Source organism: Micromonospora sp. NPDC001898 (assembly GCF_042891255.1).
In the GTDB taxonomy this organism is placed as follows: Bacteria; Actinomycetota; Actinomycetes; order Mycobacteriales; family Micromonosporaceae; genus Micromonospora.
The window spans coordinates 86,544-98,280 of the sequence record NZ_JBIATC010000017.1 but is presented as its reverse complement, the minus strand read 5'-3'; the positions used below and the strand labels follow the sequence as shown (position 1 = coordinate 98,280).

Sequence of the window (11,737 nt, the reverse complement as noted above, 5' to 3'; positions counted from 1 at the left end):
CTCAACGGACGCCCCCGACAAACCCTGGACTGGGACACCCCTGGTGAGAGAATGTCCCAGCTCCTCGATGTTGCAACCACCGCTTGAGACCGCCCACGGGACGGTAACCGTCCAAGATTCATGTTGCGGGGCGCCAGCCTGCCGCCAGCGGAGCGCGGCGGAGGCTGGCCGCGACCTCGTCGGGGCGGGCGCGGACGAGCCAGGCGGGGGAAGCGCCGGATCAGTCGGCCAGGTCGCCGGCGAGGAGGTCCATCAGCAGGCCGTCGTGCCAGCGGCCGTCCTCGTCGCGCTCGTAGCGGCGCAGCACCCCGACCGGGCGGAAACCGACCTTCGCGTACGCGCGGATCGCGGGGGTGTTGGCCGCCGCCGGGTCGATGGTGAGCCGGTGGTGACCGTGGTCGTCGATCAGGTGCCGGGCCAGGGTGCGGACGGCGTCCCCGCCCAGCCCGCTGCCGCGTACCTCCGGGTCGAGGAAGAGGTCGAGGCTGGCGTGCCGGTAGTCGGGGTCGCTCTCGGCGTACCACTGGATGGCGCCGACGACCCGGCCGTCGTGCTCGATCGCGTACACGGTCAGCACGTCGTCGGCCAGGTCGGCGCGTACGGCCCCGGTCAGGTCGTCGCCGCCGCGCCACCAGCGCCGCACCTCGGGCGTGGACCGGATCGCCGCGAGGACCGGCACGTCGGCGTCCGTCGCCGGTCGAAGCGTGACCGCCCTGCCCCTCAGCGTCGGCATCGCGCTCAGCCCCGCAACTCGCCGTGCTCGACGCAGACCGCCGCCCAACCCACCGGCAGCACCTGCACCTTCATCCGCCGTCGGCAGTGCGCGCAGAACCGGGGCGGCTCCAGTTCGCGCGCCGCCCGGCACGCCGCGTGGTCCCCGGCGTCCGCCGGCTCCCCGCACCGGTCGCACCACACCCGTGTCGTGGTCATCGGCGTCGGCGTCACAGCGTCGCGGAGAGGGCCTTGACCGGCATCTTCAGGTCGTCCAACAGCGCCAGGTCGTCGGTCGCCGGCCGGCCCAGCGTGGTCAGATAGTTGCCGACGATGACCGCGTTGATGCCGCCGAGCAGGCCTTCCCGGGTGCCCAGGTCGCCGAGAGTGAGCTCCCGGCCGCCCGCGTACCGCAGGATGGTGCGCGGCATGGCCAGCCGGAACGCGGCGATGGCGCGCAGCGCGTCCTTGCCCTCGACCACCGGACGGTCGCCCAGCGGGGTGCCCGGGCGCGGGTTGAGGAAGTTCAGCGGGACCTCGTGCGGGTCCAGCGCGGCGAGCTGCGCGGCGAACTCCGCGCGCTGCTCCACCGTCTCGCCGAGGCCGAGGATGCCGCCGCAGCAGACCTCCATGCCGGACTCGCGGACCATCCTCAGCGTCTCCCACCGCTCCTCCCAGGAGTGGGTGGTGACGACGTTCGGGAAGTAGGAGCGGCAGGTCTCCAGGTTGTGGTTGTAGCGGTGCACGCCCATGTCGACCAGCTCGTCGACCTGCTCCTGGCTCAGCATGCCGAGCGACGCGGCGACCTGGATGTCGACCTCGGCCCTGATCGCGGCGACGCCCTCGCGCAGCTGCTTCATCAGCCGGGCGTCGGGGCCACGAACGGCGGCCACGATGCAGAACTCGGTCGCCCCGGTCGCCGCGGTCTGCTTCGCCGCCTTCACCAGGGAGGGGATGTCCAGCAGGACCGAGCGGACCGGCGAGGTGAACAGGCCGGACTGCGAGCAGAAGTGACAGTCCTCCGGGCAGCCGCCGGTCTTCAGCGAGACGATGCCCTCGACCTCGACCTCCGGCCCGCACCAGCGCATCCGCACCTCGTGCGCGAGTTGGAGGGCGGCGGGGAGGTGCTCGTCGGGAAGGTTCAGCACGGCGAGGGCACCGGCCTCGTCGAGGCCGACGCCGTTCTCCAGCACCTGCTTCCGGGCCTGGTCGAGGATCTCTGGCATGGCTCGTACCCTACAAGGGCCACCCCGACCCGGAGAAGCGCCCGAGCAGGCCCAGGTGGACCCCCGTGCCCGCTTCCGTTCGTTCCCCGCCCGGGACCACTGGCGGTCCCGCGTGCCGGGGCCGCGCCACGCCGGGCCGCGGGCCACGGGTGGTAGCTTCGCCCGGGCGTAGGCGGCCGTGGCGGACGGCCGGGATCGGCGGACGTGGGGAGCGTGGCGTGGCGGACTGGCTGGCGGTGCTGCACCGCCGTGCCGAGCTGCGGGCGAAGGCGGGACTGACCCGCCGGCTGCGCCCCCGGGCCGCCGGCGACACCGTGGTCGACCTCGCCGGCAACGACTACCTCGGCCTGACCACCCACCCAGAGGTCACCGCCGCGGCCGGGCGGGCCCTCGCGGCGTACGGGCTGGGCGCGACCGGCTCCCGGCTGGTACGCGGGTCCACCGACGTGCACCACGGGCTGGAGGCCGCCCTCGCGGACTGGCTCGGCACCGACGGCAGCCTGGTCTTCTCCTCCGGTTACCTGGCCAACCTCGGCGCGGTCCGGGCGCTGGCGCAGCCGCGTACCCTGCTCGTCTCGGACGCCCACAACCACGCCTCGCTGATCGACGGCTGCCGGATCTCCGGCGCGGAGACCGTGGTCACCCCGCACGCCGACCCGGCGGCGGTGGCCGCCGCGCTGGCCGCCGCGCCCGGCCGCCCGGCCGTGGTGGTCACCGAGTCGGTCTTCTCGGTCGACGGCGACCTCGCCCCGCTGGCGGAGCTGCACGCCGTGGCCCGCCGGCACGGCGCCCTGCTGCTGGTCGACGACGCGCACGCGCTCGGCGTCACGGGCCCGGCCGGTGCGGGCGGGGTGGCCGCCGCCGGGCTGGCCGGCGAGCCGGACGTGGTGGTCACCGCGACCCTGTCCAAGGCGCTGGGCGGCGCGGGGGGCGTGGTCGCCGGGCCGGCCGAGTTCGTCCGGCACCTGGTGGAGACCGGCCGGACCTTCATCTTCGACACCGCCCTGCCGCCGGCCGTGGCCGCCGGGGTCCGCGCCGCGCTGGACCTGGCCCGCGCCGGCGACGACCTGCGCGCCGAGCTGGCCGAGCGGGCCGCGGAGACCGTACGCCGGCTGCGCGCCGCCGGGCTGACCGTCTCCGCGCCGGACGCCGCCGTGGTGTCGGTGACCGCCCCGGGCCCGGAGGCGGCGACCGCCTGGGCTGCCGACTGCGCCGACCGGGGGGTGGCCGTCGGCTGCTTCCGGCCGCCGTCCACCCCGGACAGCCGGTCCCGGCTGCGGCTGACGATCAGCGCCGGGGTGCCCCGGGCGGACTTCGAGCGGGCCCTCGACGTGATCGTGGAGTGCGCCCCGTGACCGGCCGCCCCGGTCGCGGAGGGTCGCGCCGCCCCGTCGCCGGTGGGGCGGGTCGCGCCGGGGCCACCGTGGCGGGTGGCGCGGCGCCGGGGGCACGGGACGGGGGCGGGGCCGGCACGCCGCGCCGACGCCGGGCGGAGGTGCCGTCGTGAGCGGGGCGTGGACCGGGCCGGTGCTGGTCACCGGCACCGACACCGGGGTCGGCAAGACGGTGGTGACCGCGGCGGTGACGGCCGCCGCGCAGGCCGCCGGCCTGCGGGTCGCCGTGGTCAAGCCCGGTCAGACGGGTACGGCCACCGGCGAGCCGGGCGACATCGACTCGGTGACCCGGCTGGCCGCCCCCCTCACCGGCCGGACCCTGGCCAGCTACCCCGACCCGCTCGCCCCGCTCGCCGCCGCCCGGGTGGCACGGCTGGAGCCGCTGGAGCTGTACGACGTCGTCGACGCCGTCCGTGAGGAGGCCGACAAGCACGACCTGGTGCTGATCGAGGGGGCCGGCGGGCTGCTCGTACCGATGGGGCTGCGTCCCTCGGGGGAGCCCTGGACGGTGGCCGACCTGGCGGTGGCGCTCGACGCACCCGCCGTGGTGGTTGCCCGCCCCGGGCTGGGCACCCTCAACCACACCGCGCTGACCCTCGAGGCGCTCCAGCGGCGCGCGGTGCCGGCCGGAGTGGTGATCGGCGCCTGGCCGGCGACGCCGGAGCTGGTGCACTGGGCGAACCTGACCGACCTGGTGCCCAACCTGTTCGGCGCGCTTCCTGCGGGCGCCGGGGCGATGGACCCGGGGGTGTTCCGCCGGTCCGCCCCGGGCTGGCTCACCCCGGCGCTCTACGGGGTGCTCGACGACTGGCGCGCCTGGGCCGAGGACAGCGGCTGACCACCGGCCCGGCCGGCGGCGGACGGGCGCGCACGGTCCGTCGGGCGGCCACCTGACTTTCGTCGGTGCCCGGGCCCGACCACCGTCGGTAGCCTGGCCGCCATGTGGTGGGAGCGGTGGCGTGGCGGCGTCCGGGGCGGGCTGGTGCGGGACGGGCTGCTCTGGGCGGTGGTCGCGACGCCGATCGGCTTCGCCCGGCTCACGCCGCCGTACGACAGGAACACCGTCCCGTTCGGGCTCGGCGCCCTGCTGCTGCTCGCCGTCGCCGTCCGGCTGGGCCACCGCCGCCCGTTGCCCGCGTTGGTGCTGGTGGTGGTCGGTTCCCTGTTCGACGGCAACTTCGTCTTCGCCATCCCGGTGTTCAGCTACCTGGCCGGACGGCGCAGCACCGGGACGGCCCCCGCCGCGGTGGTGTTCGGGGTGATCGCCGCCGGGGGCACCATCCTGAACGTGGGACTGCTCGGCACCGGCGCTGCCACCTGGTTCCTGCTCGCCTCGGTGTTGCTCTTCGCCGGGGTGTTCCCGTGGCTGGTCGGCCGGTACCGGCGGCAGCAGGGGGAGCTGGTGGTGGCGGGGGACCGGCACGCCGAGGCGGTGGCCCGGGAGCGGCGCGGCGCGGCCGAGCGGATCCGGCTGCGGGAGCGGGCCCGGATCGCCCAGGAGATGCACGACTCCCTCGGTCACGAGCTGAGCCTGATCGCGCTGCGCGCCGCCGCCCTCGAACTCGCCGACGACCTGCCGGCCCGGCACCGGACGGCGGCCGGGGAGCTGCGGGCCAGCGTCTCCGGGGCCACCGAGCGGCTGCACGAGATCATCGGGGTGCTCCGGGAGGAGGGCGGCGGCCCGGCGTCCACCCTGCCGGCCGGGGAGAGCGTCGCGGAGCTGGTCGACCGGGCCCGGGAGGCGGGGATGGCGGTGCGGCTGGACGGCGACCCCCTCGACCTGCCCGCGAGGGCTGAGCACGTGGCGCACCGGGTGGTCCGGGAGGCGCTGACCAACGCCGCCCGGTACGCCCCCGGCGCGCCGGTCGCCGTCACCCTGGCCCGCCTCGGCGGCCGGGTCGAGGTGGGCGTGGCCAACGCCCCGCCGCCGGCCGGCCCGCTGCCCGGTCCGCCGTCCAGCGGCTCGGGCCTGCTCGCCCTCCGGGAGCGGGTACGCCTGGCCGGCGGCACGCTGACCGCAGGCCCGGGGGCGGCGGGCGGCTTCACCGTGCTGGCCCGCCTCCCACTCGCGCCCACCCCGCCGCTCGACCCCCCGCCGCCACAGCCGGTCGAGGGCCGGTCGGCGGAGGGCCGGTCGGTCGAAGGGCGGTCGGCGGAGGCGGCGCGGCGGGTGCGCGAGGCCCGTCGCCGGGTCCGCCGGAGCCTGGTCGCGGCGCTCGGCGCCCCGGTGGTGCTCGGGCTGGTGCTGACCCTGGTCTACTACCCGTTCGCCACGGCGGGCGCGGTCCTCGACGCCGTGGCTTTCGACCGGCTGCCGCTGGGCGCCACCCGGCAGGAGCTGACCGGCCTGCCACGCCGCCAGGCGGAGCCGCCGGCCGGGGCGCGCCCCGGCTGCGAGTACTACACCGACGGCAATTTCCCGTTCGGGCAGGCCACCTGGCGGCTCTGCTTCTCGGACGGGCGACTCGTGGGCAAGGAGCGGATCGACCGATGACGGACCGATGGGACGACGCGCCGGGGGAAGCCCGGCCGGTGCGGGTGGTGCTCGCCGACGACGAGGCGATGATCCGGGCCGGGGTCCGGGCGATCCTCGGCGCGGACCCCGGCATCGAGGTGGCCGGCGAGGCCGGCGACGGCGCGGCGGCCGTCGAGCTGGTCCGGGCGCACCGGCCGGACGTGGCACTGCTGGACATCCGGATGCCCCGCCTGGACGGGCTGGCCGCCGCCGCCGAGATCCGCCGGGTGGCGCCGGGCACGGCCACGGTCATGCTCACCACGTTCGGCGAGGACGACCACGTGGCCCGGGCGCTCGGGCACGGCGCGAGCGGTTTCCTGCTCAAGGCCGGCGACCCGCGGGAGCTGATCGCCGGGGTGCGGGCGGTGGCCGGCGGCGGGGCGTACCTGTCGCCGCGGATCGCCCGTCGGGTGATCGAGCTGAACGGGGCCCGGATGGCCCGCCGCCCGGCGGCCCGGGACCGCACCGCCGGGCTGACCGACCGGGAGCGGGAGGTGCTCGCCCTGGTCGGCGCGGGCCTGTCCAACGCCGAGATCGCCCGCCGCCTGCACCTCGTCGAGGGCACCGTGAAGAGCTATCTGACCAGCATCTTCACCCGTTTGGAGGTGCGCAACCGGGTGCAGGCGGCGATCCTCGCCCACGAGGCAGGCCTCGTCGAGACGTGATCCTCAGGGTCGCCTGGCGGGACGTGATCCTCAGGCGTCGCGGTGGCGCAGGGCGGCCCGGCCGGCGGCCAGCGCGGCGGCGGCCCAGCCGGCGAGCAGCAGCAACCCCACCACCGGCGGGTAGGGGTCGGCGTCCCCGACGAGGAAGTGGCCCCCGGCGACGCCCGGGAAGCCGTCGGCGATCCGGGTCAGCACGGCGATGCCCGGCTCCTGGAGCGACAGCGGCACGATCATCAGCACCGCGATCAGGACGATCACCGTCAGCACCGCGCTGCGCAGCACCGCGCCGAGGCCGAGCGCCAGCACCCCGACCAGCGCCAGGTAGGCCGCCGACGCCAGCACGTCGCGGACCGTGCCGCCGAGCGGGGCGTCGCCCCACTCGCCGAGCACCGCGCCGGCGACCAGCGCGCCGATCCCGCCGAGCAGCAGCCCCGCTCCGAAGGTCACCGCCCCGCTCACCGCGGCCTTCGCCAGCAGTACGCGACCGCGCGACGGCGTGCAGCGCAGGGTGGTCCGCAGCGTGCCGGCGCCGAACTCGGCGGTGACCGCGAGCAGGCCGATGGCCAGCACGGCGTACTGGGTGAGTTCCAGGGAGTCGATGACGACGCTGCCGAGGGTGATCATCCCCCGGTCGTCGGCCGGGTCGTCGTTGGTGTTGGCGTTGGCGGCGTAGATGGCGAGCTGGCCGGCGCCGGCGGCCGTCAGCAGCGCCGCCGCCAACAGCGTCCACCAGGTGGACCGCACCGACCACAGCTTGGTCCACTCGGCGGCGACCGCCCCGGCGAACGGGCCGACAGTCGGTGCGGTACGGGTGGCGGGCTGCGCGTTCATCGGGCCTCGATCCGGTGGTGGGTGGTGGGGGAGCCGGTCGGGACGGCGGCGTACTCGACGCTGCCGTCGGTGAGCGCCATGAACGCCTGCTCCAGCGACGCGGCCACCGGGGTCAGCTCGTGCAGGGCCACCCCCAGCTCGTACGCGAGGTCGCCGACCCGTTCGGCGGTCAGCCCGGTGACGGTCAGCGCGTGCGGTCCGTCGGCCTCGACGACGCCTCCGTCACCGGCCAGCCGCCGGGCCAGCGACGCCAGGCCGGCCGGCTGGGGGCCGCGTACCCGCACCGAGGCGGCGGCGGAGCCGCCCGCGATCACCTCGGCGGTGGGCGCGTCGGCGATGAGCCGGCCCCGGCCGATCACCACGAGGTGGTCGGCGGTCTGCTGCATCTCGCTCATCAGGTGGCTGGAGACCAGCACCGTCCGGCCCTGCGCGGCGAGCGAGCGGGTGAGCTGCCGGATCCAGCGCACCCCGTCCGGGTCGAGGCCGTTGACCGGCTCGTCGAACAGCAGGACCGGCGGGTCGCCGAGCAGCGCCCCGGCGATGCCGAGCCGCTGGCCCATGCCGAGGGAGAGGGTCCGGCCGGGCTTCGCGGCGGCCCGGTCGTCCAGGCCGACCAGGGCCAGCACCTCGTCGACCCGGCGGCGGCCGATGCCGTTGCTGCGCGCGGTGGCCAGCAGGTGGGCACGCCCGGGCCGGGCGGGGTGGATCGCCCCGGCGTCCAGCAGCGCGCCGACGGCGTGCAGCGGGTGCCGCAGCTCCCGGTACGGCCGGCCGTCGACCAGGGCGCGGCCGGCGGTGGGCCGGTCCAGGCCGAGGATCATCCGCATGGTGGTGGACTTGCCCGCGCCGTTCGGGCCGAGGAACCCGGTGACCCGGCCGGGTGCGATGTCGACGGTCAGGTCGTCGACGGCGGTCGTGGGGCCGAACCGCTTCGTCAGGCCACGTAGTGTGATCATGGATCGACCGTAGGGAGCCGGGCGGCCCGCCCGCTGCTGCCGATCGGCGACGACCCACCCCCACCTTCGTCAGGTCCGCCCGGGTCAGGGGCGGGCGACCACGAAGGCGTCCGGCATCCGGAAGGTCAGGTTGTCCGGGTACCAGGGCGGGCGGACGACGCGTACCCCGTCGAGCAGCGGCGCGGCCTCGGCGACCACCACGGCGGCCTCCAGCCTGGCCAACTGGGCGCCGACGCAGCGGTGCGCCCCCGCCCCGAACGCCAGGTGCCGGCGGGATCCGGGCTGCCCCGGGCGGAACTCGTCCGGGGCCGGCACCACGTCCGGGTCCCGGCCGGCGCGGGCCAGCCAGAGCACCACGCCGGTCCCCGCCGGCACCGCCGTCCCGCCCAGCGTGGCGTCCACAGCCGCCACCCGCCGCCAGGTGACGATGGGCGGCTCCAGCCGCAGCCCCTCCTCGACCACGTCGGCGACCGCGACGCTGCCGTCGCGCAGCCCGGCGCGCACCGTCGGCTCGCCGGTCAGCCGGTGCAGCAGCAGGGTGAGGAACTGCGAGGTGGTCTCCTGCCCGGCGACCAGCAGGAAGAACAACGCCCCGACGACCACGTCGGGCGGGTGCCCGGCGGCCCGCAGCCGGGCGGCGAGGCCGCCCCCGGTGGCGGCGAACCCCCGCAGCACGGTGTGGAACCGGCCCACCTCGGCGGCGAGCGCCCGCTGCCGCGCCTCGTCGAGCGGGGCCCAGAACAGCTCCAGCGCCGCGCGGGCGAACTCCTTCACCGCGCCGACCGGGGCGTCCGGCAGCTCGACCAGCCGGGCCAGCACCAACAGCGGCAGGTCCGCGGCGAGGCCGGCGTACAGGTCGACCGGTACGCCCGCGTCGAGCGCCGCGCGCAGCCGGGCCACCCGCTCGCGGACCAGCCCGGTCAGCCAGGGCCGCTGCGCGGCGACCCGGGTCGGGTGCAGTGCGTCGGCGACGATGCCGCGGATCTCCGGGTGGCTCGCCCCGCCGTTGTTCGCCAGGGTCGGCGGCAGCCTGAACCGGTGCTCGGCGAGCAACCGCAGGGCGGCCACCGGCAGCGGGGTGACCGCGTCCAGGGCGTTGTCGGGCCGGAAGGTCACCGGGTCGGCGAGCACCTGCCGGACCAGCGCGTGCCGGGTCACCACCAGGTGTACGACGCCGACGTGGTCGACGACCGTCGCCACGTCCGGCCACCGCCCGCTGACGGCGTCCCCCCACCCCCGGAACAGCACGGCGTCAACCTAGCGGGCGGCTCCCGGCGGCGTCGGGTCCAGCTCCCACACGGTGGTGCGCTTCACCCGTACGCTCTCCAGCGCCTCCGGCACCGGCACGTCGTAGGCGGCCAGCTCGCGGAACCGCTCCCGGGGCAGGAACGCCCGGCCCGGGTCGCCGACCAGCACCAGGGCGCCGGCCCGGGCAGCCCGGAGCAGGAAGCGCAGCATCCGCCGGGCCATCGCCTCGCTGTAGAAGACGTCCCCGGCGAGCACCACCTCGGCGTCGGCTGCGTCGCCGTCGAGGATGTCGCCCAGCTCGGCGTCGACGCGTACCCCGTTGGCCTTGGCGTTGAGGGCGACCGCGGCCACTGCGCGCTCGTCGACCTCGACGGCGCGCACGGCCGCCGCGCCGGCGCGGGCGGCGGCGATGGCGACCAGGCCGGAGCCGGACGCGAGGTCGAGCACCCGGCGGCCGGCGACCAGCTCGGGGTGGTCGGTGACGTACCGGGCGAGTCCCTGCCCGCCGGCCCAGGCGAACGCCCAGAACGGCGGCGGCTGGGAGCTGCGGAACTCGCCCTCGGTGAGTTCCCACAGGCCGATCGGCTCGTCGGCCTGGTGCAGGCGGACCTCGGGGACGAACGTCACCGGGGCGAGCCGTGCGTGCAGCTTCACGAAGGCTGTGGAGAGTTCGGACACGCGCCGATTCTCCCCGGCGGGCCCGGCCACCGCCGGTCGGGGCCGGCCACCGCCCGTGCTCGACGGCCATCCGCCGATGGTGGTGGCGCCGATCGGACCAACATAGCCACGGTCATCGATTTTACAAAAGCTCATCTCTTGTAAAACGCAGTGACCCGTGCCACAGTCGGGGCGTACCCGGGAGATCGGAGGTCGGCGATGGCCGCGCACGCCGAATCGACAGTCCCGCCCGCGGCGCCAGCCCTCTCCGGCGCCTGGCGCGACCCGCGCAGGCCGCTCTGGCCGCTCGCGCTGCTGGTGCCGGCGCTGCCCTTCCTGGCCTGGCTGAGCTGGCGGGGCGGGGCGGGATCGTGGGCCTGGTGGCTCACCCCGGTGGCGGTCTTCGGCGTGATCCCCGTGGTCGACCTGCTGATCGGCGACGACCGGCGCAACCCGCCGGAGGAGGCGGTGCCGGACCTGGCGCGGGACGGCTACTACCGCTGGCTCACCTACCTCTACCTTCCCGCCCAGTACGGCGGACTGGTTCTCGGCTGTGCGCTCTGGGCCTCGGGCGACCTGCGCCCGCTCGGCGCGGCCGGGCTGGTCGCCACCCTTGGCGTGGTCAACGGCATCGCCATCAACACCGCGCACGAGCTGGGCCACAAGCGGGAGCGGCTGGAGCGCTGGCTGTCCAAGGTGGCCCTCGCCCCGACCGGGTATGGGCACTTTTACGTCGAGCACAACCGGGGCCACCACGTCCGGGTCGCCACCCCGCCGGACCCGGCCAGTTCCCGGCTCGGGGAGAGCTTCTACGCGTTCTGGCCGCGTACCGTCTGGGGCGGCCTGCGGTCGGCCTGGCGGCTCGAGACGACCCGGTTCCGCGTCCGGGGCCGCAGCCCGTGGACGTACCGCAACGACATTCTCAACGCCTGGGCGATGACCGTCGTCCTGTTCGCCGTCCTGGTCGCCGCGTTCGGGTCGGGTGTGCTGCCCTTCCTGCTGCTTCAGGGCGTCCTCGGGTTCTCCCTGCTGGAAGTGGTCAACTACCTGGAGCACTACGGCCTGGCCCGGCGGCACACCCGGGCCGGCCGGTACGAGAAGGTCGACCCCCGGCACAGCTGGAACAGCGACCGGACGGTCACCAACATCTTCCTCTTCCAGCTCCAGCGGCACAGCGACCACCACGCCAACCCGCTGCGCCGCTACCAGACGCTGCGCAGCTTCAGCTCCTCGCCACAGCTTCCCGCCGGGTACGCCACCATGGTCGTCGCCGCCCTGATGCCGCCCGTGTGGCGGCGGGTGATGGACCGCCGGGTGCTCGCCCACTACGGCGGCGACCTGGACCTGACCAACGTCCACCCGCCGGCCCTCGCCCGGCTGCGGAAACGCCTGGGCCTGCCGGCACCCGGCGGCCCCGGCGCTCCTGGCACCCCCGCATCCACGTCGACCCCCCGCTGACCGCCCGCGTCGTGCCGTCCGGGCGGGCTTGCGCCGGTCAGCGGGGAGTCTCGTCGGCAGTCAGCCCACGGCTGCG

The 11,737-nt window shown here is 76.2% G+C and carries 12 protein-coding genes; 5 read left to right on the top strand and 7 right to left on the bottom strand.

What is annotated here, in order from left to right; genetic code table 11:
- Positions 1-220: 220 nt before the first annotated feature.
- The 3 genes from ACFYZF_RS25860 to bioB are packed head-to-tail and all read right to left on the bottom strand — an operon-like array spanning position 221 to position 1,937.
- On the bottom strand, positions 221-733 hold the full coding sequence (locus tag ACFYZF_RS25860) for a GNAT family N-acetyltransferase (protein WP_387024950.1): 513 nt from the start codon (positions 731-733) through the stop codon (positions 221-223).
- A gap of 5 nt (positions 734-738) precedes the next feature.
- Positions 739-930, bottom strand: a complete 192-nt coding sequence (locus ACFYZF_RS25855) for a hypothetical protein (RefSeq protein ID WP_387024948.1) — start codon at positions 928-930, stop codon at positions 739-741.
- An 11-nt stretch (positions 931-941) separates the two neighbouring features.
- Positions 942-1,937, bottom strand: a complete 996-nt coding sequence (gene bioB / locus ACFYZF_RS25850; protein WP_387024946.1) for a biotin synthase BioB — start codon at positions 1,935-1,937, stop codon at positions 942-944.
- A gap of 218 nt (positions 1,938-2,155) precedes the next feature.
- Between bioB and ACFYZF_RS25845 the strand changes: the two genes are divergently transcribed.
- From ACFYZF_RS25845 to ACFYZF_RS25830, 4 genes are all read left to right on the top strand, one after another.
- Positions 2,156-3,292, top strand: a complete 1,137-nt coding sequence (locus tag ACFYZF_RS25845) for an 8-amino-7-oxononanoate synthase (protein ID WP_387024944.1) — start codon at positions 2,156-2,158, stop codon at positions 3,290-3,292.
- A 172-nt stretch (positions 3,293-3,464) separates the two neighbouring features.
- Entirely contained in the window at positions 3,465-4,169 is a 705-nt protein-coding gene (gene bioD, locus ACFYZF_RS25840; protein WP_387024972.1) for a dethiobiotin synthase, read from the top strand.
- A 102-nt stretch (positions 4,170-4,271) separates the two neighbouring features.
- A complete protein-coding gene (locus ACFYZF_RS25835) occupies positions 4,272-5,825 on the top strand; it encodes a sensor histidine kinase (protein WP_387024942.1) in 1,554 nt (517 codons plus the stop codon).
- Positions 5,822-6,511 (top strand): response regulator, encoded by a 690-nt coding sequence (locus tag ACFYZF_RS25830; RefSeq protein WP_387024940.1) that lies wholly within the window; start codon positions 5,822-5,824, stop codon positions 6,509-6,511. The genes ACFYZF_RS25835 and ACFYZF_RS25830 overlap by 4 nt, the downstream gene beginning before the upstream one ends.
- A gap of 30 nt (positions 6,512-6,541) precedes the next feature.
- On the opposite strand, the gene ACFYZF_RS25825 is transcribed toward ACFYZF_RS25830, so the two are convergent.
- The 4 genes from ACFYZF_RS25825 to ACFYZF_RS25810 all read right to left on the bottom strand — a co-directional run bounded on the left by ACFYZF_RS25825 (position 6,542) and on the right by ACFYZF_RS25810 (position 10,224).
- Positions 6,542-7,342: an ABC transporter permease subunit gene (locus tag ACFYZF_RS25825; protein WP_387024938.1), complete on the bottom strand. Its 801-nt coding sequence runs from the start codon at positions 7,340-7,342 to the stop codon at positions 6,542-6,544.
- Positions 7,339-8,298 carry an ABC transporter ATP-binding protein gene (locus ACFYZF_RS25820; protein WP_387024936.1) on the bottom strand — a complete coding sequence of 320 codons (960 nt, stop codon included), beginning with the start codon at positions 8,296-8,298 and terminating at the stop codon, positions 7,339-7,341. The genes ACFYZF_RS25825 and ACFYZF_RS25820 overlap by 4 nt, the downstream gene beginning before the upstream one ends.
- Before the next feature lie 84 nt (positions 8,299-8,382).
- Positions 8,383-9,546 (bottom strand): cytochrome P450, encoded by a 1,164-nt coding sequence (locus tag ACFYZF_RS25815; protein ID WP_387024934.1) that lies wholly within the window; start codon positions 9,544-9,546, stop codon positions 8,383-8,385.
- A gap of 9 nt (positions 9,547-9,555) precedes the next feature.
- Positions 9,556-10,224, bottom strand: coding sequence for a class I SAM-dependent methyltransferase (locus tag ACFYZF_RS25810; protein ID WP_387024932.1), 669 nt, complete (start codon positions 10,222-10,224; stop codon positions 9,556-9,558).
- A gap of 198 nt (positions 10,225-10,422) precedes the next feature.
- Between ACFYZF_RS25810 and ACFYZF_RS25805 the strand changes: the two genes are divergently transcribed.
- Entirely contained in the window at positions 10,423-11,661 is a 1,239-nt protein-coding gene (locus tag ACFYZF_RS25805) for an alkane 1-monooxygenase (protein ID WP_387024930.1), read from the top strand.
- The last annotated feature ends 76 nt before the right edge of the window (positions 11,662-11,737 follow it).

Excerpts from the sequence above, each read along its gene's own strand:
- ACFYZF_RS25805 (WP_387024930.1), top strand. The coding sequence starts at position 10,423 with ATGGCCGCGCACGCCGAATCGACAGTCCCGCCCGCGGCGCCAGCCCTC.
- ACFYZF_RS25820 (WP_387024936.1), bottom strand. The coding sequence starts at position 8,298 with ATGATCACACTACGTGGCCTGACGAAGCGGTTCGGCCCCACGACCGCC.
- ACFYZF_RS25855 (WP_387024948.1), bottom strand. The coding sequence starts at position 930 with ATGACCACGACACGGGTGTGGTGCGACCGGTGCGGGGAGCCGGCGGAC.
- ACFYZF_RS25835 (WP_387024942.1), top strand. The coding sequence starts at position 4,272 with ATGTGGTGGGAGCGGTGGCGTGGCGGCGTCCGGGGCGGGCTGGTGCGG.
- bioB (WP_387024946.1), bottom strand. The coding sequence starts at position 1,937 with ATGCCAGAGATCCTCGACCAGGCCCGGAAGCAGGTGCTGGAGAACGGC.
- ACFYZF_RS25860 (WP_387024950.1), bottom strand. The coding sequence starts at position 733 with ATGCCGACGCTGAGGGGCAGGGCGGTCACGCTTCGACCGGCGACGGAC.
- ACFYZF_RS25825 (WP_387024938.1), bottom strand. The coding sequence starts at position 7,342 with ATGAACGCGCAGCCCGCCACCCGTACCGCACCGACTGTCGGCCCGTTC.
- ACFYZF_RS25830 (WP_387024940.1), top strand. The coding sequence starts at position 5,822 with ATGACGGACCGATGGGACGACGCGCCGGGGGAAGCCCGGCCGGTGCGG.